Annotated in this window: 19 protein-coding genes and 1 riboswitch; of the genes, 5 read left to right on the top strand and 14 right to left on the bottom strand. The window is 68.3% G+C overall.

What is annotated here, in order from left to right:
• Positions 1 to 70: 70 nt before the first annotated feature.
• Positions 71 to 1,468 (top strand): short-chain fatty acyl-CoA regulator family protein, encoded by a 1,398-nt coding sequence (locus ABE473_RS02285; protein ID WP_346488343.1) that lies wholly within the window; start codon positions 71 to 73, stop codon positions 1,466 to 1,468.
• 172 nt (positions 1,469 to 1,640) lie between these two features.
• Here ABE473_RS02285 and ABE473_RS02290 read toward each other — a convergent pair whose 3' ends face one another.
• The 12 genes from ABE473_RS02290 to ABE473_RS02345 form a co-directional block, all read right to left on the bottom strand.
• Positions 1,641 to 3,530 carry an RpoH suppressor gene (locus tag ABE473_RS02290; protein WP_346488344.1) on the bottom strand — a complete coding sequence of 630 codons (1,890 nt, stop codon included), beginning with the start codon at positions 3,528 to 3,530 and terminating at the stop codon, positions 1,641 to 1,643.
• 144 nt (positions 3,531 to 3,674) lie between these two features.
• Positions 3,675 to 4,211, bottom strand: a complete 537-nt coding sequence (locus ABE473_RS02295) for a lipocalin family protein (RefSeq protein WP_346488345.1) — start codon at positions 4,209 to 4,211, stop codon at positions 3,675 to 3,677.
• Between the two features lie 28 nt (positions 4,212 to 4,239).
• On the bottom strand, positions 4,240 to 5,313 hold the full coding sequence (locus ABE473_RS02300; protein ID WP_346478450.1) for a class I SAM-dependent methyltransferase: 1,074 nt from the start codon (positions 5,311 to 5,313) through the stop codon (positions 4,240 to 4,242).
• Positions 5,310 to 6,107 carry a DUF1295 domain-containing protein gene (locus ABE473_RS02305; protein WP_346488346.1) on the bottom strand — a complete coding sequence of 266 codons (798 nt, stop codon included), beginning with the start codon at positions 6,105 to 6,107 and terminating at the stop codon, positions 5,310 to 5,312. The genes ABE473_RS02300 and ABE473_RS02305 overlap by 4 nt, the downstream gene beginning before the upstream one ends.
• Entirely contained in the window at positions 6,104 to 6,661 is a 558-nt protein-coding gene (locus tag ABE473_RS02310) for a DUF2878 domain-containing protein (RefSeq protein ID WP_346488347.1), read from the bottom strand. The genes ABE473_RS02305 and ABE473_RS02310 overlap by 4 nt, the downstream gene beginning before the upstream one ends.
• Before the next feature lies 1 nt (position 6,662).
• Positions 6,663 to 7,919 carry a cyclopropane-fatty-acyl-phospholipid synthase family protein gene (locus ABE473_RS02315; RefSeq protein WP_346488348.1) on the bottom strand — a complete coding sequence of 419 codons (1,257 nt, stop codon included), beginning with the start codon at positions 7,917 to 7,919 and terminating at the stop codon, positions 6,663 to 6,665.
• Positions 7,916 to 8,683, bottom strand: coding sequence for a DUF1365 domain-containing protein (locus tag ABE473_RS02320; RefSeq protein ID WP_346478454.1), 768 nt, complete (start codon positions 8,681 to 8,683; stop codon positions 7,916 to 7,918). Before ABE473_RS02320 ends, ABE473_RS02315 begins: the two co-directional genes overlap by 4 nt.
• Positions 8,680 to 9,960, bottom strand: a complete 1,281-nt coding sequence (locus ABE473_RS02325; RefSeq protein WP_346488349.1) for an FAD-dependent oxidoreductase — start codon at positions 9,958 to 9,960, stop codon at positions 8,680 to 8,682. Before ABE473_RS02325 ends, ABE473_RS02320 begins: the two co-directional genes overlap by 4 nt.
• A 1-nt stretch (position 9,961) precedes the next feature.
• Positions 9,962 to 10,921 carry an acyl-CoA desaturase gene (locus ABE473_RS02330; RefSeq protein WP_346488350.1) on the bottom strand — a complete coding sequence of 320 codons (960 nt, stop codon included), beginning with the start codon at positions 10,919 to 10,921 and terminating at the stop codon, positions 9,962 to 9,964.
• A gap of 90 nt (positions 10,922 to 11,011) precedes the next feature.
• Positions 11,012 to 11,797 (bottom strand): anti-sigma factor, encoded by a 786-nt coding sequence (locus tag ABE473_RS02335; RefSeq protein WP_346488351.1) that lies wholly within the window; start codon positions 11,795 to 11,797, stop codon positions 11,012 to 11,014.
• A complete protein-coding gene (locus ABE473_RS02340; RefSeq protein WP_346488352.1) occupies positions 11,794 to 12,363 on the bottom strand; it encodes a sigma-70 family RNA polymerase sigma factor in 570 nt (189 codons plus the stop codon). Before ABE473_RS02340 ends, ABE473_RS02335 begins: the two co-directional genes overlap by 4 nt.
• A 70-nt stretch (positions 12,364 to 12,433) precedes the next feature.
• Positions 12,434 to 13,216, bottom strand: coding sequence for a hypothetical protein (locus ABE473_RS02345; protein WP_346488353.1), 783 nt, complete (start codon positions 13,214 to 13,216; stop codon positions 12,434 to 12,436).
• A gap of 104 nt (positions 13,217 to 13,320) precedes the next feature.
• Positions 13,321 to 13,554, top strand: a riboswitch (cobalamin riboswitch).
• Positions 13,555 to 13,767: 213 nt separating this feature from the next.
• Here ABE473_RS02345 and metE point away from each other — a divergent pair.
• From metE to pncA, 3 genes are all read left to right on the top strand, one after another.
• Positions 13,768 to 16,065, top strand: a complete 2,298-nt coding sequence (metE, locus tag ABE473_RS02350; protein ID WP_346478460.1) for a 5-methyltetrahydropteroyltriglutamate--homocysteine S-methyltransferase — start codon at positions 13,768 to 13,770, stop codon at positions 16,063 to 16,065.
• 70 nt (positions 16,066 to 16,135) lie between these two features.
• Positions 16,136 to 16,825 carry an epoxyqueuosine reductase QueH gene (locus ABE473_RS02355; RefSeq protein WP_346478461.1) on the top strand — a complete coding sequence of 230 codons (690 nt, stop codon included), beginning with the start codon at positions 16,136 to 16,138 and terminating at the stop codon, positions 16,823 to 16,825.
• A 52-nt stretch (positions 16,826 to 16,877) separates the two neighbouring features.
• On the top strand, positions 16,878 to 17,504 hold the full coding sequence (pncA, locus tag ABE473_RS02360; RefSeq protein ID WP_346488354.1) for a bifunctional nicotinamidase/pyrazinamidase: 627 nt from the start codon (positions 16,878 to 16,880) through the stop codon (positions 17,502 to 17,504).
• Positions 17,505 to 17,595: 91 nt separating this feature from the next.
• Here the strand turns inward: pncA and purU are convergent, their stop codons facing one another.
• Positions 17,596 to 18,447 carry a formyltetrahydrofolate deformylase gene (gene purU, locus ABE473_RS02365; RefSeq protein WP_121044317.1) on the bottom strand — a complete coding sequence of 284 codons (852 nt, stop codon included), beginning with the start codon at positions 18,445 to 18,447 and terminating at the stop codon, positions 17,596 to 17,598.
• Between the two features lie 74 nt (positions 18,448 to 18,521).
• Entirely contained in the window at positions 18,522 to 21,194 is a 2,673-nt protein-coding gene (gene aceE, locus ABE473_RS02370) for a pyruvate dehydrogenase (acetyl-transferring), homodimeric type (RefSeq protein WP_346488355.1), read from the bottom strand.
• Positions 21,195 to 21,418: 224 nt separating this feature from the next.
• Between aceE and ABE473_RS02375 the strand changes: the two genes are divergently transcribed.
• Positions 21,419 to 22,351, top strand: coding sequence for a LysR substrate-binding domain-containing protein (locus ABE473_RS02375; protein WP_346488356.1), 933 nt, complete (start codon positions 21,419 to 21,421; stop codon positions 22,349 to 22,351).
• The last annotated feature ends 34 nt before the right edge of the window (positions 22,352 to 22,385 follow it).

Genomic DNA, 22,385 nt, shown 5'->3' on the forward strand with positions numbered 1-22,385 from the left:
GGTCGAAAGTTGTTAGCATTATTCACAGTGCTATCCTCGATTTCCGGGCTGTATGCGCTTAATCTGGCCAATGCCCGCTACGATTCTTGTGAATTCTGTGAATAGCCAGCCCGTCCAACGTCAGATCGGCCTGCGCCTGCTCAAGCTGCGCGAGCAGCGGGGCTACAGCCAGCTCGCGCTGGCCAAGGCTCTGGGGCTGTCGGCCAGCTACCTGAACCAGATCGAGCGCAACAAGCGGCCACTGACCCCGGCGGTACAGGGCAAGCTGCGCGAGGTGCTGGGTGATGTCAGCGACCTGTTCGAGGTCGATGACCCCGGTGCGCTGCAGGAATCGCTGGGCGAGACCCTGCGCGACCTGGGCCTGGCCGATGTCAGCAGCACCGAACTGCGCGCGATGGCGGGCAACCTGCCGCAGATCAGCCGTGCCCTGCTCGACCTGCACCGCCGCCACCTGATGCTGCGCGAGCATGCCGCCGCGCTGGAGTTCCAGCTGGGCGATGTGCATGCCGGGCAGGCGCTGCCCGCCGGCGACCAGGTGCGTGACTTCTTCAACCGCATGCACAACCACATCCCCGAGCTGGATGACCTGGCCGAGCAGTTGTTCGGCGAATGGGGGCTGGTGGCGGGGCATGTCGCGCCGCGCCTGCGCCAGCTGCTGGCCGACCGCCACGGCGTGCTGGTGGAGGTCGGACCGCTGCAGGCCGGACGCGAGAAGCGCGTCTACGACGGCGGCAGCCGCACCTTGTGGCTGCCCGACTACCTGGAGCCGGGTCAGCAGGCGTTCCAGATGGCGGCCGAGCTGGCCCTGCTCGGGTATGCGGCGCAGATCAATGCGGTGATTGCCCGCGCGGGGTTCGGTGAAGCCGAGCAGATCGCGCAGGCGCGGATCGGCATGTCCAACTATTTCGCCGGTGCGCTGGTGATGCCGTATGCACAGTTCCTGCGCGCCGCCGAGCACAGCGCGTACGACATCGATGCGCTCGCACATCGCTTTGGCGTGGGCTTCGAGGCGGTCTGCCATCGGCTGAGCACGCTGGCTCGACGCAGCGCGCCGGGGCTGCCGTTCTTCTTCATCCGCGTGGACCGCGCCGGCAATGTCTCCAAGCGGCATTCGGCGACCGACTTCCACTTCTCCCAGGTGGGCGGCTCCTGCCCGCTGTGGATCGTGTACGAGGCCTTCAACCAGCCAGGGCGGGTGCTGACCCAGACCGCACGCATGCCCGACGGGCGCCGCCATTTCTGGTTGGCGCGGCAGGTGAGCAGCGGCCCGATCGGGCATGGCCAGCCACGCAAGACCTTCGCGGTGGCACTGGGCTGTGATCTGCAGCATGCCGAGCGGCTGATCTACACGCGCGGGCTGGACATCCAGAGCCCGGGCAACTCGGTGTCGATCGGCCCAGGCTGCCGGGTATGCCCACGCGAGGACTGCATGCAGCGCGCATTCCCGCAGCTGCCGGGACGGGGCTGATACGGCTCGGTGGCGGTTGGATCGAGCCGGCCAACGGCCGGCACCTACCGGGTCACAGCACCACCGACCGCTGACCCGTTCCACCGACAAGGTAGTGCCGGCCGCTGGCCGGCTCCACGTAGCCCGCAATGCGGGCCAACGGCCGGCACCTGCCGGTTTGAAGGACACCGGTCTAGTAGATCGGCGTCACCTTCATCTGCGGCAGTGGTCGCGGTGCGCCATCCGTGAGGTCCGGCCCGAGGTCTTCCCAGGTCTGGCCCTGCTCCACCATGTGCCGCCACAGCTGCTGCGACTCGCGGCGTTTGTCTTCCGAGCTCAGGCGATAGGACGGGGGTACCGGCGTGCCGGTGGCCACGCTCTGATAGGCCGCCTCGTACGCCGCCACGCGCTGCGCCGGATCATCGGTGCGCGCCACATCCAGCGTGTAGCGCTGGTAGGCCGAGGCCAGATTGCGCCAGCGGATCCAGTAGTGGTTGGCAAAGGAGAAATCGCAGAAGCGTTCGCCGGCGATGCTGCCCTTGTCGGCGATGCGGCTGAGCACGGCCTGCGGCATGTCCAGGTTCATGCCTCCCTCGTCGCCCTCCAGCGCGACATGCACGATGCGGTCGCGGTAGCCCGGCGCGCGGGCCTGCAGCACATCGCGCCAGTTCTGCATGGTCGACACGATCGAGAACAAGAAGCCGGACATCTCCGCCGCCGCCAGCGGCTGCGCGATGGAATGGTAGCTGCGCTGCCAGCCATGGCGGTTCTCGGTCGGCAGGAACACCGCCTGCTCCGCACGCGCATGCGGGTCGCCGTGGGCCAGCACGCTGACCGCCTCGGCGTGGCGCGGATACACCAGATTGATGCCGAACGTCGGCCAGCGCGGCAACGCGGCGTCGAACAGATGGATCGGGAAATTGCTGCTGATCCCACCATCGGAGAACCAGCAGACGCGGAAGGCCGCGATCACCGGGCCACAGCTCTGGCCGCCACTGGTGAGCCCTTCCATGCTGTCGGCCACGTTGGTGTTGTCGCGCCGCGGCTCGGCGTCCGCGACCGGCTCGCAGCGACGCTCACGGCGGGCCGGCTCGTGCAGCGGCACCGCGCTGATCAGCAGCGGGAAGCTCAGGCTCATGCGCGTAGCGACCAGCACCGGCAGTTCCTCGCCATCGACCAGGCGGTAGTAGTCGCGCCCATCGACGTGCTCCGGCGTGCCTGCACGCGCCACCAGCCAGTCGACCACACTCGCCGGGAACAACTGCGCGAACTCCTCGCGCAGGAACCAGAAATGCGCTGCATTGAACGGCAGCGTGCGCGGCTCGCTGTGCGAGATGCAGGTGGTGATCATCTGCAGGGTGATCGCGTGCGCGCCGCCCGGTTCACCGGGATAGCGCGGCGCCGCGTGCAGATCGCCGAAGGTCAATGGCTGGTCGTCCGGCTTGCCGGCCAGTGCCTGCAGCCGTGCGTGCAGCCAATCGGTCAGGGCCGGTGCGGACGCATCGGGCTGGGTACTGCCATTGCACAGGCCGAGCAGGTTGCGCCGTGCCACCCGCGCGACGCGCAGCGCCGAGGCCAGCACGCCGGCGCCATACGCGCACAGCAGCGAAGGCAGCAGCGTCGCCCAGATACCCTCGATGCCACCGGCCAGGTAGCCGATCCCGAGCAGGCCGGCGAGCGCAACCAGCAGCTCCACGGGTGCGATCGCGAACACTGCCGCGAGCAGGCAGGCGACCTTGCGCAGCAGGCCGGCCTTGCCGGTCAGCATCACCAGCAGGCGATACGCGGTACGCGCGCCGTACGCCGGCTGGAACAGGCTGTGGATGAAACCCTGTCGCGACAGCTGCGCCGAGACCTCGGCCAGCCCGGGAAAGCCTACCGCCGCAGCGACCGGCTCACCGGCCTGGCGGCGCCGATCGCCCAGTGCGGCGGCCGCTGCCACGGCGGCGGCAATGGCCCCGGCCGAGGTGCCGCCGATGCTCTTGAAACGGTACTCACGGGCCAGCGACAGCACCGCATTGGGATACACGATGCCGCTGGTGATGCCGCCCTTCATGACCAGATCGCAGTACTTGTCCGCCACGTTGCCGTCCTCTGTCCGCCGGTGCGCGGCCGATCCGCGCACCCTCCCCGCCTGGTCCCGCAACGATGCAGGGACCGGCGAGGTCGATGGCGACAGTATCGCCCGCGCGCTTCTCAAGGCCTGAGAAGCGCGGCACGGAACGGCTTATTCGGCCTTGCCGGACTGCGGTACGCGCCGTACCTGGGACAGGTCGTAGCCGAGCGCGGCGATGCGGGTCATGGCCGCCTGGTAGTCCGCATCGGAGATGGTCGGCGTGCGCGCCATCAGCCACATGTAATCGCGTTTGCTGCGCCCGACGATGGTCTGCCTGTAGTCGTGATCGAGATCCACGATCACGTACTCGGCCTGGATCGGCCAGATGAACTGCATGCCCCAGACGGCGCCGCCGGTGCCCTCCTTGACCGTCCCGATCGGGTGCATGGTCTTGATCGGGGCCTGGAAGCTGCCCTTGCGGTAGCGGAAGGTGGTCTGGATGCGACCGTCCGGACGCAACGCATAGGACTCCACCGCATCGAACGCTTCACGCTCGGGGCGGCTGGGGATATGGGCGATCACATACCAGTCGCCCATGAAGCGCGGCACGTCCACGTGGGCCACGGGCGGGATCGGACGGGTGTTGCCACTGCAGCCGCCGAGCATCATGCCGACGGCCAGCAAAGGGATGAGAGCGCGGATCGACATGACGGCTTCCTCCAGGAACGTGGGGTGATCACGGACGGTTGAACAGGTAATGGGCCACCTGCCACTGCTGGCCCTGCTGATAGCCGAACAGCTCCGCGCAGGCCATCCAGAACATCCGCCAGCGCTGGTGCCACAGCGCGGCCGAGGCATCGCCGTAGGTCTGGCGCAGCACGGCCATCACCGCCTCTTTCTCGCGGTCCTGGTTGGCCAGCCAATGGTTGGCTGTGCGCTCGTAGTGGGTGCCATCAAGCAGCCAGCGCTGCTGCAGCTGCAGGTGCTGCTGGAAGAACAGCAGGGTATCGGCGGCCGGCATCAGGCCACCGGTGAAGAAGTGGCGGCCCATCCAGTTGTCATCGCCCTCGGTCTCGAACGGGTACATCAGCGTGCGGTGCACGAAGATGTGCACGAACAGCTTGCCCTCCGGGCGCAGCCAGCGGTGGATGCGCTGCAGCAGCTGCGGGTAATTGCGCATGTGCTCGAACATCTCGATCGACACGCAGCGATCGAAGGTCTCCGCATCCAGCATCAGATGGTTCACGTCACGGGTCAGCACGGTGACGTTGATCAGGCCACGCGCGCGGCACTGGCCCAGGATGTACTCGCGCTGGCTGTTGGAATTGGATACCGCGGTGATCTGCGCGTTCGGGTAGCGCTCGGCCATCCACAGTGTCAGCGACCCCCAGCCGCAGCCCAGCTCCAGGATGTGCTGCCCATCGGCCAGCTGTGCGCGCTCGCCGTACAGCGCCAGCATCGCCTCTTCAGCCTCGTCCAGCGTTTCCGTGCCGGTGGCGTAGTAGCAGCTGCTGTACTTCAGCCGCTTGCCCAGGCAACGGTGGAAGAACTCGGCCGGCACCTCGTAGTGCTGGCGGTTGGCGGCATCCACGTGCAGCGCCACGGCGCTGCTGGCCAGCCCGGCGATGCGCGCGGCAAAGCGCTGCGACTGCACCTGCTGGCCGCCGGCGAGTTCTTCGCGCAGGCGCTGCTCGCACTGGCGGCGGATGCCCAGCCGCAGCAGGGCATCGGGCAGCAGTCCGCGTTCGGCCAGGCCGGTCAGGCCCGGTGCGTAGTCCGGCAGCGGAAGACGGTCACTGGCGACATTCATGGGGAAGATTCCTTGCGGGCAGACGACGAACGGGAGGGGAACCACGGAAACAGCATCGGCGTGGTGCGCTGGTACTCGCGGTAATCCTCGCCACGCGAACGCAGCGCCTGCGCCTCGGTGAAGGGAATCCCACTGACCCAGCGCAGGAACACGTACATCACCAGTGGCCCGGACCAGGCCAGCCACCACAGCGGCGAGTGCACGGCGAGCAGCACATAGGTGAACCAGTGCAGCCACTCGAAGAAATAGTTGGGGTGCCGCGAGTAGCGCCACAGCCCGTCACGGCAGGTCTTGCCCTTGTTGGCCGGATCGGCACGGAAGCGCGCCAGCTGACGGTCCGCCAGCGATTCGCCGCCCACGCTCAGCAGCCACATCGCGATGGCCGCCATCAGCCAGCCCCAGCCCTGGGGTGCCGGATTCACCGACACCGCCACGAATGGCAGCGCAAACAGCACGATCAACAGCGCCTGGAACTGGAAGAAGCCGAAGATCTTTCCCTGGTGGCCGTTCCAGTGCCTGCGCAGGTGCTGGTAGCGGCCATCCTCGGGCTCGCTGCGCACGCGGTGCCACAGGTGCAGTGCCAGGCGCGAGCCCCACAGGCCGCCCAGCACCGCCAGCGCGATCCGCGGCATCGCCGCGCCATCGCCCAACAGTGCCAGCAGCAGGGCCGACGCGCCGACGCCCTTGGCCCAGAGCACATCCACCACACCGATGTTCTGGTGCCGGCGCTGCCACCACCAGCCCCAGGTCATGATCACGGCGGCGTACAGCCACACCCACCACAGCATTTTCATCGTGTCTCTCCCGGAACGAGTGGGCGCATCGGTGCGGCGTGGCGCTGCCAATGACGGGCGCACGCGGCAAGCACCGGCAGCGCGATCGCCCAGCCCAGGCCGAGCAGCAGCACGCCGTGCCATTGCGGTGCGGCGAACACCACCGACGACCAGCCGCGCGCGGCGGACAGATACGCCAGCGGCGCCAGCAGCAGGCCGACCAGTGCCGCCATGGCCAGATGCCGCTGCAGCACCGCGAATGACAGCGTGAGCGTCATCGCGAACGCGGCCCACAGCGCGAGGATCCAGACCGGGGCGACCCACGCGGGATCACTGCCGGCCGCGTAAATCACCCTCCCGGAAGCGGCGGCCAACCCGTCAACGATCACGCCGCAGCCGATCGCCACCAGCATAAGTTTGAGTTCGACCGACGGTTGTGCCGACAACGCCAACTGGCTGCCCACATACAACGCCGCCGCCACCAGCGCGGGCCAGCGCAGCCCATGACCAGCGCCGATCACGGCGCACAGCCAGACCAGCTGGTTGCCGATCACGTTGGCCCAGAAACGGGGCACCTCAGCCCTCCCCGGCGATCAGCGCGGGCCGGTAGCCCGGACGCGCCATCAGCAGGTGCGAGACGCCGATGGAGCGCTCCAGGAAGCCACCTTCGCAGTACGCGAGATAGAACTCCCACAGGCGGATGAAGCGTGCATCGAAGCCCTGCGCGCGCACTGCGGGCAGCTGGGCCAGGAAACGCTGGCGCCACGCGCGGAGCGTGAGTGCATAGGACGGCCCGAAGTCATGCTGGCCGATCAGCTGCAGGTCGCTGCTGCGGGTCTTGGCCGCGACGATCGCGTTGATCGAGGGGATGAAGCTGCCGGGGAACACGAAGCGCTTGATGTAGTCCACGCTGCGCCGCGCCTGCTGGTAACGCTGGTCTTCGATGGTGATGGCCTGCAGCAGCGCCAGACCGTCATCCTTGAGCAGGCGGGTCAGCGTGGCGAAGTAGGTGTCCAGGTACTGCGCGCCGATCGCCTCGATCATCTCGATGGACACCAGCTTGTCGTACTGACCGTCCAGATCGCGGTAATCCTTGAGCAGCAGGGTCACCTTGTCCTGCAGGCCGGCCGCCTCGACCCGCTGCTTTGCCAGCGTGTACTGCTCGACCGAGATGGTGGTGGTGGTGACGTGGCAACCGATATGGCGCGCCGCGTACAGCGCGAAGCCGCCCCAGCCGGTGCCGATCTCGACCACGCGGTCGGCGGCGGTCAGCTGCAGCTGCTCGCAGATGCGCGCCAGCTTGCGCTCGGACGCCGCCTCCAGCGTGTCGTCCGGGCGGGCATACAGCGCCGAGGAGTACATCAGGTCCGGGGACAGGAACAGCGAGAAGAATGGATTGCCCAGGTCGTAGTGCGCGGCGATGTTGCGGCGGCTGCCTTCGCGCGTGTTGCGGCGCAGCCGGTTCCAGCCTTTCAGCAGCCAGCCGCCCAGGCGGGCCGGGCCGCGCTCCATGCCATCGAGCAGATCGCGGTTGCGGACCAGCAGCTGCACCAGCGCGACCAGGTCATCGCAGCGCCAGTCACCGCGGATGTAGGCCTCGCCCGCACCGACACTGCCCTGCGCGGCGACCGCGCGGTAGAAGCCGGGGTCGTCCACCCAGACCGTCACCTGGGGCGTGGCGTCCGGATCGCCGATCACCACATCACCCACGGCGTCGCGCAGCCGCAGCTGCCCGCCGCGCAGCGGCGCCAGCTGCGCCAACAGGCGTGCGCGCAGGAACCCTTCGAGGGCGGACGGTTGCGGCACGGCCACCGCACGGGTCATGTCGTTCATGGGGATTTTCCGGCAAGAGAAGGATGGTCGTGGACGGGGGTGCGCTTCAGCCACAGGCGCAGCGCCTGCCAGTGGATCGCGGCAACGACCTTGAGGGTCATCAGCGGGTAGCGCAGCAGCACGCCGGCCAGGCCACGACCGGTGAGCGGATGGCGCCGCATGACCAGGTCGGCATCGAACTGGCATGCGCCCTCGCGCCAGACCTGCATGTGCACGTGCAGGTCGTCGCCCGGCGCGGTGAAGCGCCAGCGGTACTCGCAGTCCATCGGCATGAAGGGCGAGACATGGAACTGCTTGTCGAAGGACCAGCACAGCGCGCGGCCCTGGGCATCGGCCTGCGCCACCGGCAGCACGTAGGCGTGGCGCTCCTTCCACGGCGTGTTGGTGATCTCCGCGACGATGCTGTCCAGCGTGCTGCCATCGGCGGCGTAGCAGTAGTAGAAGCTCACCGGATTGAAGACATGGCCGGCATAACGCGGATGCGTCAGCAGGCGGATCGGCCCGGCGGGCGCGCGGCCCAATGCCTCGGTGATGCGTGCACGCACGGCATCGGCCAGCGGCTGATCGGGCGCGCCGAGATAGTCGCTGCGGCGGAACTCGACCACGTTGCGGCGGCCGACCGACCACAGCCAGCGCCGCTCGAACAGGCGCGGCAGTTCGTCCAGGTCCAGCAGCAGCTGCGCGATCGGGTAGCGGAATGCGTGCGCGTGCGGCGCGTGCCGCCGATGGCGCATCCAGCCGCGGTAGATCGCACTGGCGTTCATGCCGGCAGCGCCTCGGCCAGCGGCCAGTACGACTCCGCATCCAGCGCCTGTAACGCGTCGACCACGCGCCGTGCACTGCGGATGCCATCCTCGTGGAAGCCCCAGCCCCAGTACGCACCGGCGAACCAGGTCCGGCGGTGGCCCTGGATCTCCGTCCAGCGCTGCTGCGCCCGCACCATCGCGTGGTCGTGCACGGGATGGGCGTACTGCAGGCGACGCAGCACGGTGGCCGGATCGATCGCAGCGCTGCGGTTGAGGGTGACCACCAACGGCGTCGGCGTGTCGATGCCCTGCAGCAGGTTCATGCAGTAGCTCACCGTGCACGGCGCGAGGGGATCGCGCGGCACGTGCGCATTCCATGCGGCCCACGCCTTGCGGTCACGCGGCAACAGGCTGGCATCGGTGTGCAGGACGACGTCGTTGGGCTGGTAGCGGATCGCGCCCAGCACCGCGCGCTCGGTGAGATCGGCATCGGACAGCAGGGCCAGTGCCTGGTCGCTGTGGCAGGCCAGCACCAGCTGGTCGAAGCCTTCCAGGCCGGCAGCGCTGTGCACGCGCACGCCATGCTCGTGGCGCTCCACGCCGAATACCGGGCACTCCAGGCGCTCACGCACCTGCCAGCGACGGCGCAGCGCGTCGACATACCGCGCCGAGCCGCCCTGCACCACGCGCCACGGTGCGCGCCCGGTCATCTGCAGCATCTGGTGATTGGCCATGAACTGCACGAGGTAGCGCGCCGGGAACGCGGCCAGGCTGGCCGTCGGCGACGACCACAGCGCCGAGGCCATCGGCAGCAGGTGTTCGTCGATGAAGGTGCGGCCGTAACGGCCCTTGTCCAGGAATTCGCCCAGCGAGGGGCCCTCATCGTCGCGCTCGAGCAGCGCCGGCGCCTCGCGGTAGAAACGGCGCAGGTCGCGCAGCATGCCCCAGAAGCGCGGTGACACCAGATTGCGGCGCTGGCAGAACAGCGTGTCCAGCGAGGTGGCGTTGTACTCCAGCCCGCTGCGTTCGCTGTGCACCGAGAAGCTCATCGTGGTCGGCTGCGAGGCCACGCCCAGTTCCTCGAACAGGCCGGTCAGCAACGGATAGTGCGCGGGGTTGAACACGATGAAGCCGGTATCCACCGCCTGCGTGCGGCCATCGATCTCCACCTCATGCGTGTGGGTATGGCCACCGAGGTAGTCATTGGCTTCGAACAGCGTCACTTCGTGCCGCTGGCTCAACCACCACGCACTGGCGAGGCCGGCGATGCCCGATCCGATCACGGCGATACGCATGTCAGTGCTCCGCCTTGGCCAGCACCCAGGCCGGCACGGGTTTGAGGTCACGCACCAGCCCGAGCGCGGCCATCGCCCGCAGGCCATACCAGGTGACATCCACTTCCCACCAGTAGAAGCCCTGGCGCGCGGTCCCCGGGAAGAAGTGATGGTTGTTGTGCCAGCCTTCGCCGAAGGTCAACAGGGCGAGCCACAGGTTGTTGCGGCTGTCGTCACCGGTGTTGAAACGCTGGCGGCCGAAGCGGTGCGCGAGTGAGTTGATCGTCACCGTCGCATGGAACAGCACGACGGTGGAGATGAAGAACCCCCACACCAGCATCTGCCCGCCGGTGGTGCCCCACGACGGCGCGATGCGCTCCAGCAGGGCACCCAGGCCGAACAGCGCGGCGGCCAATGCGATCGGCACCAGCGTGTCGAAGCGGTCCAGCCAGCGCAGCTCCGGGTACTTGGCCAGGTCGGGGATGCGCGACCAGTCGGTACGGAAGCCCTCGACCGTGAGGAACCAGCCCATGTGGCTCCACCAGAAGCCATGCACCGAGGGCGAATGCGGATCGGCCGCCGTGTCGGTATGGCGATGATGATTGCGGTGATGCGCGGCCCACCACAACGGGCCGCGCTGCACGCTGGAGGCACCGATCAGCGCGAAGAGGAACTGCACGGCGCGCGACGTCTGGAACGTGCGGTGGGAGAAGTAGCGGTGGTAGAAGGCGGTGATCGCAAACATGCGCACCGCGTACAGCGCGACCGCCACGCCGACCGCGACCCAGGACACGCCCACCCAGATCACCGCCAGGCAGGCCAGGTGCATCGCGGCGAACGGGATCGCCCGCACCCAGTCCACGCGCTGTGGCTGGCCGGTCGCGGCCGCCGCATCGGTGCTGGTGTCGAACCAGCGCAGCAGCGTTGCCCAGCGGCGTCGCTGTGCGGTGCGTCCTGCGTCGGGGGTGGGGCTGACCGACATGACTCGCTTCTCCTGAGGCGTTATCAGGAGATACGGGAGCGGGCGCCTTTTGGATGCACGGATCCGGAAAAATAGTCCGGACCCATGCGGTTACAGGTTCGCGATATCGCCCTTGGCGATGATCGGGCCGGTCGGAATGCCCTGCGGCGCGCCGGTGGAGGGCTCCAGCGTGATCGCCAGCACCGAGCCGTTCACAAGTGCATCACGCAGGGTGTCGGGCACGGCCACGGTGTGGGCGCGGTTGATCGAGACCAGGCCCAGCGAACGCGGAGCGCCACCGGCCGGGATCAGCCACAGCTCCGGCGCGCGACCGGCCGCGTCTGCCGGTGCCGGGACGGGCACCATCAGCACCTTGCCCTGGGTCTTGTCGACCGAGGCCAGCCAGCCCGGCGTGCCATCGTCGTGCAGCAGCGGGGTGACCGGCTTGGTCGCCTGCTCCGGTTCGGCCGGGGCCGTCGGGGTGCTTGGTGTGACCGCCACCGGGGTGGACACCGGAGCGGCAGGCTCCAGTTCGCGGCGGCTGAACACCGCCACCAGCGCCAATGCGGCGGCCAGCGCGGTCATGCCCTGCCAGAACCCGGTGCGCTGCCACAGCCGCGGCGAGGCCGTGGCTGCGGAAGGCCAGCCCAGCGAGGTCCGGATACGCGGCCACAGGTGCGCGGGCACGGGTTCGCTTCCGAGCGACTCCAGCATCGGCGCGAGGCGGTTTTCCCACTGCGTCACCAGCCGGCCGAAGCCGGGATCGCTGGCGATGCGGCGTTCGACCTCGGCGCGCCGGGCAGCGTCGAGCACCCCCAGCACGTACTCGCCGGCGAGGATGTCGGCGCTCGGCGGTTCGCCGTCGTCATGCAGATCGTGGAGGTCGCGGCTGTTCATCGTTCCAGGCACACCCGCAGTTGGCCCAGGCCCCGGCGGATCCAGCTCTTCACCGAGCCCAGCGGCGAGCCGATGCGGCGCGCCAGTTCCTCATAGCTGGCGCCATCGAGGAAGGCCAGCCGGATCAGCGAGCGGCGGCGCGGCTCCAGCGTGTCCAGGCAGTCCTGCAGGCGCTCGTGATCGGATGCCTGTTCGGCCACCTGGGCCGGCTGCGGCGCGAAATCGGGCAGTTCCTCGGCCACCGACAGATCATCCAGCGCGCGCGGCGGCGCGGCGCGCAGGCGGTCGATCGAGCGGTTGCGGGCCATCATCGACAGCCAGGTCATGGCCGCGGCCTTGGCACGGTCGAACTGTGCCGCCTTGTGCCAGACCGTGGTGAAGACCTCCTGCAGCACTTCTTCGGCATCGCCGCGGTCGCGCAGCACCTGCAGGCAGATCGCGAACAGGCGGCCGGAGGCAAGCTGATAGACCGATTCGAACGCCTGGCGATCGCCTCCGGCGACCCGGACGAGCAACTCGTCCAAGCGGTGTGATGCGGCGGTGGCGGCGGCGTCCAGCTCGGGCATTGCAGGCTCAATGTCGATAACGGGCGTATCGGCATCCTCCTTGCTCCCGGCGCTGTCTGCAAGGGGGCGCTCAGGCACCGCATGTCTTCACCAGCGGCTGCGTGCGGGCAGCGGTGAGCTCGGCGGCGGGCGTTGCAACGGGGGCAGCAGGAAACTCGACCCGCACGTCCGGGTACCTGCCCTTGTCATCGCGGACGTTGCCGGTGCCGGTGAATTGCAACAGGCGCTGGTCCGCGGTGGCATAGATCAAGGTCACCGCGGGCACGGCGAAGCCGAACCAGGCATCGAGCTTCATCTGCAGCTGCTCGGCCGGCTGGCCCTGCCAGGTGACCGCGCCGGTACGCTGCAGCTTCAGCGGCACCAGACGCTGGCGACTGGGCAGGAGGAACTGGAACGCCACGCTCTGTCCGGCCTGCAGCGCAGCCCAATGACGGCGCACCGCGGCATCGAAGCCGGCATCGACCACGGCCCCCGAGGGGATCGCGATCGCCCGGCTGAAGGTGGGCGCCTGGGCGCTGGCGCGGACCGATACCTGGCGCGCATCGGAGGTACCACGCACCCCTTCCTGATACCCATCGCGGCCATCGTCAAGCGTGAAGTCCGGTGTCTGCGGGTTGCCCTGCGGCGTCATCCATTTGCGCGCGAACGGGCGGCCATCGCTGCAGCGGTACAGCACCAGACGCGACTGTGCCGTTGGCGGTCCCTGCAGCCAGTGCGTCTCGCGGTAGAGCAGGCGTCCATCGGCGGTGGCGTACGCGCGCCCTTCCTGGCGCTGCACGGTCTGGTCGGCGGCACTCACGGGGACGGCGAAGGCCGACATCAGCAGGATCAGGCAGGGCATCGGCTGGCGCATGGGGGTCCAAACGGGCGGGCTTGCAGGGAGATACGCAGTTGGCGGTGGTTTGGATGCAGTTGGGTCAATCGCGCAGACGACTTGACCATCGCCCGCCTTCGGCCTACCTTGTGCTCGCCGAAGGTATCCATCGCTTCATGCAGATGAAGGGATGGATTTAAACGGGAATCCGGTGAAGGCGCCTCGTGCGCCCATTCCGGAGCTGCCCCGCAGCGGTGAATGGAAACGACTCCTGCCAACAGCACTTGGCCTTCGCGCCTGGGAAGCGGCAGGTACTAGGTGGGCGTCCGCGCCCGTGTCCATCAGCCCGAATACCGGCCCCGGCCGGAGGACACGACCGTCCTCCGATTCGACCTGGAACGTCCGCGGGGAGGTTGCCGGGGCCTGCCGCCATGCCGCCTGCATGGCGCTGCCCCCGTGCGTCCGCTTCACGGCATCCGGTTCGCCCGCGGGGGCGAAGGTCGCTGGCGGGGCGGAACGGGCTGCAAAGCCCCGGACGGCGCGCGGTTCCTTCGTTCCTCAATGCCCCTACGCAATGAGGACACGTTCCAATGACCACTGTTACCACCCTGGGTTTTCCGCGCATCGGTGCCAAGCGCGAACTCAAGCGCGCGCTCGAAGCCTTCTGGTCCGGCGAAAGCAGCGCCGCGTCGCTGCAGGACACCGCGGCCGAACTGCGTGAACGCCACTGGCAGCTGCAGCGCGAGGCCGGCGTGGATGTGCCGCCGAGCAACGATTTCAGCCTGTATGACCAGGTGCTCGATGCCGCCTTCCTGTTCGATGCGATCCCGGCCCGCTACCGCGCGCTTGCCGATGCCGAGCCGCTGAGCGGCTACTTCGCGATGGCGCGTGGCCTGCAGCGCGATGGCATCGACCTGCATGCGCTGGAAATGACCAAGTGGTTCGACACCAACTACCACTACCTGGTGCCCGAACTGCATGCCGGCCAGACCTTCACGGTGCGCGGCGACAAGCCGCTGGCCGAGTACCGCCAGGCCAAGGCGCTGGGGATCGAGACCCGCCCGGTGCTGATCGGGCCGGTGACCTTCCTGCGGCTGTCCAAGACCACCGATGGCAGCAACGCGCTGGACCTGCTCGATGCGCTGCTGCCGGTGTACGTGCAGCTGCTGGGCGAGCTCAAGGCCGCCGGCGCTTCGTGGGTGCAGCTGGATGAGCCGCTGCTGGTGCAGGACCTGGACGAGGCCACGCGGGCCGCGTTCGAGCACGCCTATGCGGTGCTGGCCCAGGCCGCCCGCCCGAAGGTGCTGGTCGCTACCTACTTTGGTGCGCTGGAGGACAACCTCGATCTCGCCGCGTCGCTGCCGGTCGATGGCCTGCATGTGGATCTGGTCCGCGCGCCGGAACAGCTGGATGCGGTGATCAAGGCGCTGCCGGCCGGTCGCGTGCTGTCGGCCGGGCTGGTCAACGGCCGCAACATCTGGCGCACCCACCTGGACAACGCGCTGGTGCTGGCGCGCTACGCGCACGGCCATGTGGGCAGCGATGCGCTGTGGCTGGCGCCCTCGTGTTCGCTGCTGCACAGCCCGGTCGATCTGGACCACGAAAAGAAGCTGGACGACGAACTGCGCAGCTGGCTGGCATTCTCCCGGCAGAAGCTCGGCGAGCTGCGCGTGCTGGCCGACGCGATCGATGCGCCGGCACGCGCCGAGGCGCCGCTGGCGCACTCGCGTGCGTGCATCGAATCCCGTCGCCGCTCGCCGCGCGTGCACAACCCGGCCGTCAGCGCGCGGCTGGCCGCGCTGACCCCGGCCGATGCCCAGCGCCACAGCCGCTACCCGCAGCGTCACCTGGCCCAGGCCGCCGCGCTCAAGCTGCCGCGCTTCCCGACCACCACGATCGGCTCGTTCCCGCAGACGCTGGAGGTGCGTGAGGCGCGCGCCCGCAACAAGTCCGGCAAGCTCTCCGATGCCGACTACGATGCCTTCCTGGCGACCCAGACCGAGCACTGCGTCCGCGTGCAGGAACAGATCGGGCTGGACGTGCTGGTGCACGGCGAGTTCGAGCGCAACGACATGGTCGAGTACTTCGGCGAGCAGCTGGATGGATTCGCCTTCACCAGGAACGGCTGGGTGCAGAGCTACGGCTCGCGCTGCGTGAAGCCGCCGGTGATCTTCGGCGATGTGACCCGCCCGCAGCCGATGACGGTGCGCTGGTCGCAGTACGCGCAGTCGCTCACCCAGCGGCCGATGAAGGGCATGCTGACCGGCCCGGTGACGGTGCTGCAGTGGTCGTTCGTGCGCGATGACCAGTCCCGCGCGGATACCTGCCGCCAGATCGCGCTGGCCCTGCGCGATGAAGTGACCGATCTGGAAGCGGCCGGCATCGGCGTGATCCAGATCGACGAGCCGGCGATCCGCGAAGGGCTGCCGCTGCGCCGCGCGCAGTGGCGCGACTACCTGGACTGGGCGGTCGAAGCCTTCCGGATCAGTGCCAGCGGCGTGCGCGATGCGACCCAGATCCACACCCACATGTGCTATTCCGAGTTCAACGACATCATCCACTCGGTGGCCGCGATGGACGCGGACGTGATCTCGATCGAGACCTCGCGCTCGCGCATGGAACTGCTGGATGCCTTCGTGCGCTTCCAGTACCCCAACGAGATCGGCCCGGGCGTGTACGACATCCACTCCCCGCGCGTGCCGGACAAGGCCGAGATGCTGGCGCTGCTGCGCAAGGCCGCCGAGGTGCTGCGTCCCGAGCAGATCTGGGTCAACCCGGATTGCGGCCTGAAGACCCGTGGCTGGCCGGAAACCCGTGCCGCGCTGGAAGCACTGGTGGCCGCTGCGCGCGAGCTGCGCGAGGAAACCGCGGACGCCAACGCCGCCTGATCTGCCCTTTGTAGACTGCCCCAAGGACCCCATCGCCGCCGTTGCCGGCGGTGGGGTCGACGAGAAACCCATGAACACGCCCCAGCTGACACCGATCGACCGTCCCACCCTGTCCCTGCCCGATGGGCACACCAGGCTGCTGCTGCATTCGTGCTGTGCACCGTGCTCGGGCGAAGTGATGGAAGCGATCACCGCCTCCGGTATCGACTACACGATCTTCTTCTACAACCCCAACATCCACCCGGTGAAGGAATACGAACTGCGCAAGCAGGAGAACATCCGCTTCGCCGAAAAGCATGGCGTGCCATTCGTCGACGCCGACTACGACACCGACACCTGGTTCTCGCGTGCCCGCGGCATGGAGAACGAGCCCGAGCGCGGCATCCGCTGCACGATGTGCTTCGACATGCGCTTCGTGCGCACCGCGTTGTACGCGCACGAACACGGCTTCCAGGTGATCAGCAGCTCGCTGGGCATCTCGCGCTGGAAGGACATGAACCAGATCAACGACTGTGGCCACCGCGCCGCCGCGCACTACCCGGGCATCCAGTACTGGGATTACAACTGGCGCAAGGGCGGCGGCGCCGCGCGGATGGTGGAGATCAGCAAGCGCGAGCAGTTCTATCAGCAGGAATACTGCGGCTGCGTGTACTCGCTGCGCGACGCCAACCGCCACCGCCGCGAGACCGGACGCGAGCGGATCAAGCTGGGGGTGCTGTATTACGGCGATGGCACCTCCCGGCAGGGCGACGCCGACTGACCGTTGCGGGGGCGTCGGCTAGACTGGGCGCCCCCACCGTCGTGAAGTCGCCATGAGCCGTTACCCTGCCGATGTCGCCCTGGTCGTGATCGACCTGCAACCGGACTTCATGCCCGGTGGCGCGCTGGCCTGCGTGGACGGCGATGCGATCGTGCCGGGCATCGCCGCGGTGCTCGCCGAGCGCCATTACCGCACCGTGGTGGCGACCCAGGACTGGCATCCGGCCGACCATGCCTCGTTCGCCAGCCAGCACCCGGGACACCTGCCGTTCGAGGCGATCCTGCTGCACGCGCAGCCGCAGACCCTGTGGCCGGACCACTGCGTGCAGGGCAGCCCGGGCGCTGCATTGCACCCGGGCGTGGACTGGAACGTAGCCGACCTGATCCTGCGCAAGGGCACCCGACGCGCGGTGGATTCGTACAGCGCCTTCCGTGAGAACCATGGCCCCGACGGCACCCGCCCGGCCACCGGACTGGCGGGCTGGCTGCATGAGCGCGGCATCCGCGAGGTGCATGTGTGCGGCCTGGCGCGCGATTACTGCGTGCTGTGGAGCGCCCAGGACGCGGTGAAGTCCGGGTTCCGGGTGAAGTTCCTGTGGGACCTGACCCGGCCGGTCACCGAGGCCAATGACGGCATGGTGCGTGAGGCGTTGGCGAAGGCGAAGATCGCGGTTGCCTGACGGGCGAACCCGGGCGCCGGCCAGAAAGCGTACCGACCAACGGTCGGTACCTACCGGAGCGTCGTACCCACCCAAGGTGGGTACCTACCGGTCAGCGGAACACGACGGTGCGATGCCCGTTGCGCAGGATGCGATGCTCCACATGCCGGCGTACCGCGCGGGCCAATACCTGCGATTCGGTATCGCTGCCCAGCCGCACCAGGTCGCGCGGCGTCATCGCATGGTCCACGCGTGCGACGTCCTGCTCGATGATCGGGCCTTCGTCGAGATCCGGGGTCACGTAGTGCGCGGTCGCGCCGATGATCTTGACCCCGCGCGCGTGCGCCTGGTGGTACGGCTGCGCGCCTTTGAAGCTGGGCAGGAAGCTGTGATGGATGTTGATCGCGCGCCCGGCCAGGGCCTCGCACAGGCGCGGCGACAGAATCTGCATGTAGCGCGCCAGCACCACCAGGTCGATCTGCTCGCGTTCGACCAGGTCGATGATCTGCTGCTCCTGCACGGCACGGTTGTCGGCGTTGACCGGCAGGTGATGGAACGGCACGCCGTAGGAGCCGGCCAGGGCGGCGAAGTCCTCGTGATTGGAGGCCACCGCCGCGATGTCCACCTGCAGCTGCCGGCTGTGCGCGCGGAACAGCAGGTCGTTGAGGCAATGCCCCTGCTTGCTCACCAGCACCAGCAGGCGCGCACGGCGGCGGGCATCATGCAGCTGCCAGTCCATCCCGAACTCGGCGGCCAGCGTGGCCATGCGCGCTTCCACGTCACCCAGCGACTGCTCGGCGGCACGGTCGAAATGCACGCGCAGGAAGAACCGGCCGCTCTCGTCGTCGCCAAACTGCTGGGCATCGAGGATGTTGCAGCCCAGCTCGAACAGCAGGCCGGACACACGGTAGACGATCCCGGTACGGTCCGGGCATGACAGGGTGAGGATGGAATCGGGGCGCATCCGACCAGTGTAAGCGAGCACCGCCAGCCTGCGGACGATGCTCTCAGATGCAACCAAGGGCGGTGGCCCAACGGCTACACCGACGCCGGATCCACCTTCTCCACATCGATGCCATAGCGGTCGATCGCCACCTGCAGCTGGGCCCGTTCGATCCGACCCTCGTCGGCCAGCGACTTGAGCGCGGCGAGCACGATGAAGTGGCGGTCCACTTCAAAGAAGGTGCGCAATGACTCGCGCGTGTCCGAGCGGCCGAAGCCGTCGGTGCCCAACGCGGTAAAGCGGCGGCCGTCGATGAAGGGGCGGATCTGGTCGCCGACGATCTTCATGTAGTCGGTGGCCACGATCACCGGGCCGGGGTGCGCGGCCAGGCATTGCTGCACATACGGCACCCGCGGCTCCTCCACGGGGTGCAGCAGGTTCCAGCGCTCCGCCGCCAGGCCATCACGGCGCAGTTCGGTGAGGCTGGTGGCGCTCCACACATCGCTGGCGATGCCGAAATCCTGCTGCAGCAGGGTGGCGGCGGCTTCCACTTCGCGCAGGATCGCGCCGCTGCCCATCAGCTGCACGCGCAGCGCCGGGTCACTGTCGGCGACAGCCGGGTGCAGCAGGTACAGGCCCTTGAGGATGCCGGCTTCGCTGCCTTCCGGCAGTGCCGGGTGCGGATAGGCCTCGTTGAGCACGGTGATGTAGTAGTAGATGTCTTCCTGGTCCACGTACATCCGGCGCAGGCCGTCCTGGATGATCACCGCCAGTTCGAAGTTGTAGGTCGGGTCGTAGGACACACAGCTGGGGATCACCGAGGACAGCACGTGGCTGTGGCCGTCGTCGTGCTGCAGGCCCTCGCCCATCAGCGTAGTGCGGCCGGAGGTGGCGCCAAGCAGGAAGCCACGGGTGCGCGCATCCGCAGCCGCCCAGGCCAGGTCACCGACGCGCTGCAGGCCGAACATCGAATAGAAGATGTAGAACGGAATCGTGGCCAGGCCGTGGTTGCTGTAGGCGGTGCCGGCGGCGATCCATGAGCAGATCGCACCGGACTCGTTGATGCCTTCCTGCAGGATCTGGCCGTCCTTGGCTTCCTTGTAATAGCTGAGCTGGCCGGCATCCTGCGGCGTGTACAGCTGGCCGAGGTAGGAGTGGATGCCGATCTGGCGGAACAGGCCTTCCATGCCGAACGTGCGCGATTCATCGGGCACGATCGGAATGATCAGCTTGCCCAGTTCGGGATCCTTGAGCAGCGTGGTGAGGATGCGCACGAAGCCCATCGTGGTGGACTGGCCACGCTCGCCACTGCCCTGCAGCTGGGTGGCAAACGCCGACAGCGCCGGCACCGGCAACGGATCGACATGGGTCACGCGCGCCGGCAGCTGGCCGCCCTGGGCCTGGCGACGCTGTGCGAAATAGCGCTCTTCGGCACTGCCCGGCGCGGGACGCAGGTACGGCATGTCCTCCAGCTGGTCGTCGCGGACCGGCAGATCAAACCGATCGCGGAACGCGCGCACGGCGTCGGCGCTCATTTTCTTGAGCTGGTGGTTGATGTTCTGGCCTTCACCGGCCTCGCCCATACCGAAGCCTTTCACCGTTTTGGCCAGGATCACGCTCGGCCGACCATTGCCGGCGACGGCCTGCGCGTAGGCGGCGTACACCTTCTGCGGATCGTGGCCGCCGCGGGCGAGTGCCCAGATGTCGTCATCGCTCAGGTCCGCGACCAGCGCCAGCAGTTCGGGATACTTGCCGAAGAAATGCTCGCGCACGTAGGCACCGTTCTGCGACTTGAAGGTCTGGTAGTCGCCATCCACGCATTCCATCATGCGTTGGCGCAGCAGGCCGGTGCTGTCCTTGGCGAGCAGCGCATCCCAGCCGCCGCCCCAGATCACCTTGATGACGTTCCAGCCGGCGGCGCGGAAGGTGCCTTCCAGTTCCTGGATCACCTTGGCGTTGCCGCGCACCGGGCCGTCGAGCCGCTGCAGATTGCAGTTCACCACGAACACCAGGTTGTCCAGGCGCTCGCGGCCGGCCACCGAGATGGCGGCCAGCGATTCAGGCTGGTCCATTTCGCCATCGCCGAGGAAGGCCCAGACCTTGCGGCCCTGGTGCTCCTTCAGCCCGCGGTACTCCAGATACCGCATGTAACGCGCCTGGTAGGCGGCGGTGAGCGGGCCCAGCCCCATCGAAACCGTGGGGAACTGCCAGAAGTCCGGCATCAGGCGCGGGTGCGGATACGAGGACAGTCCGTCGCGGTCGGATTCGCGGCGGAAGTTGTCCATGCGTTCGGGCGCGATGCGGCCTTCGACGAACGCGCGGCCGTAGATGCCGGGCGCCGAGTGGCCCTGGATGTAGATCATGTCGCCGTCGAAGGTGTCGGTACGGCCACGGAAGAAGTGATCGAAGCCGACGTCGTACAGCACCGCCGCGGACTGGTAGGTGGCGATGTGGCCGCCCACGTTGGAGTGCTTGCCGGCGCGCAGCACCATCACCATCGCGTTCCAGCGGATCATCGCGTTGAGGCGGCGCTCGATGCCGAGGTCGCCCGGATAGGCCGGCTGGCGTTCGACCGGAATGGTGTTGGTGTAAGCGGTCCACACACGGCCATGCAGGTCGCCGTGGCGGGCCGTGTCCAGCTCGCTCAGCTGGTCCATCAGGTAATGCGCGCGCGGGCGGCCGGCGGCGTGGATGACCGCCTCCAGCGACTCACGCCATTCCTGGGTTTCCTGCGGGTCGGTATCGAGGGGGGCGAGCGCTGGGTTCATGTGCATCTCCGGGAAAGGCGGCCAGGCCGTGCGCAGGACGCGACGGCAGCGGGGGCGGCACAGCGCGGAAGCGGCGTCGCCCGGGCAACAGAGCCGGGCGAGCGGGCAACCTGGCGGTTGCGGGACAGGCACGATAAGCAGCCGCCGCCGGGGCGGGTAGACCGGATGGGCTTGGCGCTTTATAAAGAAATTCTTTCCAATGGAGCGCGAGAATGGCGGCCAGCATGAACATTCTCCAGTCAATCCGCAGCTTCATCCGGACCGCCGATGCCGGCAGCCTGGCCGCGGCCGCGCGCACGCTGGGGGTCAGCCCGGCGGCGGTCGGGCAGAACATCGCCCGCCTGGAAGCCCATCTGGGCGTGCGCCTGCTCAACCGCACTACGCGCACGCTGGCCCTGACCGAACGCGGCGCGCTGTACCTGGCCCAGGTGCGCCATATCGAGCGCGACCTGCAGCGCGCCCAGGCCGCGGTGACCGACCTCGATGCCACGCCCGAAGGCCGGCTGCGGATCGCCAGCAGCACCGCCTTCGGCCGGCACGCGTTGGCGCCGTTGCTGCCCGCGCTGCAGGCACGGTTCCGGCGCCTGGCGATCGAACTGCTGCTCACCGACCGCAGCGTGGACCACGCACACGAAGACGTGGACGTCAGCATCCGGATCGAGCCGCAGCTGGAGGAAGGCGTGGTGGCGCGGCCGATCGCGCAGGTGCCGTTCGTGTTCTGCGCGGCGCCCTCGTACCTGGCGCGGGCCGGCATTCCGCTCACACCGGAGGCGCTGCGCGAGCATCGTTGCCTGCTGTTGCGCTACCCGCTGGACGGGCGTTACCTGCCGTGGGGCTTCGTGCGCGATGGCATGCGATTCGATGCCGAGGTGACCCCGGCGCTGGTCAGTGACGACATCGATGCGCTGGCCGCGATGGCGGTGGCCGGCGGCGGCATCACCCGGCTGGCGGCGTTCGTGGCCGCGCCCTATCTCGCGCGCGGCGAGCTGCAGGCGCTGTTCGAACCCGGCGATGCGGCGAGCACCCAGGCCTCACCGGAGCCGATGCGGTTGTTCCTGTGCGTCAGCGATCGCCGTGATCTGACGCCCAAGGTGCGGGCGCTGATGCAGCACATCATCGAGGGGCTGCCGCCGGCGTGGCGGGTGGATGTCGGCTGAGTGCAGGGTCACCCGGATGCCGGCCAGCGGCCGG

It is taken from the genome of Stenotrophomonas sp. TWI700 (assembly GCF_039673645.1).
GTDB classification, from domain to species: Bacteria; Pseudomonadota; Gammaproteobacteria; order Xanthomonadales; family Xanthomonadaceae; genus Stenotrophomonas; species Stenotrophomonas maltophilia_AA.

Excerpts from the sequence above, each read along its gene's own strand:
- ABE473_RS02285 (WP_346488343.1), top strand. The coding sequence starts at position 71 with ATGCCCGCTACGATTCTTGTGAATTCTGTGAATAGCCAGCCCGTCCAA.
- ABE473_RS02295 (WP_346488345.1), bottom strand. The coding sequence starts at position 4,211 with ATGTCGATCCGCGCTCTCATCCCTTTGCTGGCCGTCGGCATGATGCTC.
- ABE473_RS02300 (WP_346478450.1), bottom strand. The coding sequence starts at position 5,313 with ATGAATGTCGCCAGTGACCGTCTTCCGCTGCCGGACTACGCACCGGGC.
- ABE473_RS02305 (WP_346488346.1), bottom strand. The coding sequence starts at position 6,107 with ATGAAAATGCTGTGGTGGGTGTGGCTGTACGCCGCCGTGATCATGACC.
- ABE473_RS02315 (WP_346488348.1), bottom strand. The coding sequence starts at position 7,919 with ATGAACGACATGACCCGTGCGGTGGCCGTGCCGCAACCGTCCGCCCTC.
- ABE473_RS02320 (WP_346478454.1), bottom strand. The coding sequence starts at position 8,683 with ATGAACGCCAGTGCGATCTACCGCGGCTGGATGCGCCATCGGCGGCAC.
- ABE473_RS02325 (WP_346488349.1), bottom strand. The coding sequence starts at position 9,960 with ATGCGTATCGCCGTGATCGGATCGGGCATCGCCGGCCTCGCCAGTGCG.
- ABE473_RS02330 (WP_346488350.1), bottom strand. The coding sequence starts at position 10,921 with ATGTCGGTCAGCCCCACCCCCGACGCAGGACGCACCGCACAGCGACGC.
- ABE473_RS02335 (WP_346488351.1), bottom strand. The coding sequence starts at position 11,797 with ATGAACAGCCGCGACCTCCACGATCTGCATGACGACGGCGAACCGCCG.
- ABE473_RS02340 (WP_346488352.1), bottom strand. The coding sequence starts at position 12,363 with ATGCCCGAGCTGGACGCCGCCGCCACCGCCGCATCACACCGCTTGGAC.
- ABE473_RS02345 (WP_346488353.1), bottom strand. The coding sequence starts at position 13,216 with ATGCGCCAGCCGATGCCCTGCCTGATCCTGCTGATGTCGGCCTTCGCC.
- metE (WP_346478460.1), top strand. The coding sequence starts at position 13,768 with ATGACCACTGTTACCACCCTGGGTTTTCCGCGCATCGGTGCCAAGCGC.
- ABE473_RS02355 (WP_346478461.1), top strand. The coding sequence starts at position 16,136 with ATGAACACGCCCCAGCTGACACCGATCGACCGTCCCACCCTGTCCCTG.
- pncA (WP_346488354.1), top strand. The coding sequence starts at position 16,878 with ATGAGCCGTTACCCTGCCGATGTCGCCCTGGTCGTGATCGACCTGCAA.
- purU (WP_121044317.1), bottom strand. The coding sequence starts at position 18,447 with ATGCGCCCCGATTCCATCCTCACCCTGTCATGCCCGGACCGTACCGGG.
- aceE (WP_346488355.1), bottom strand. The coding sequence starts at position 21,194 with ATGAACCCAGCGCTCGCCCCCCTCGATACCGACCCGCAGGAAACCCAG.
- ABE473_RS02375 (WP_346488356.1), top strand. The coding sequence starts at position 21,419 with ATGAACATTCTCCAGTCAATCCGCAGCTTCATCCGGACCGCCGATGCC.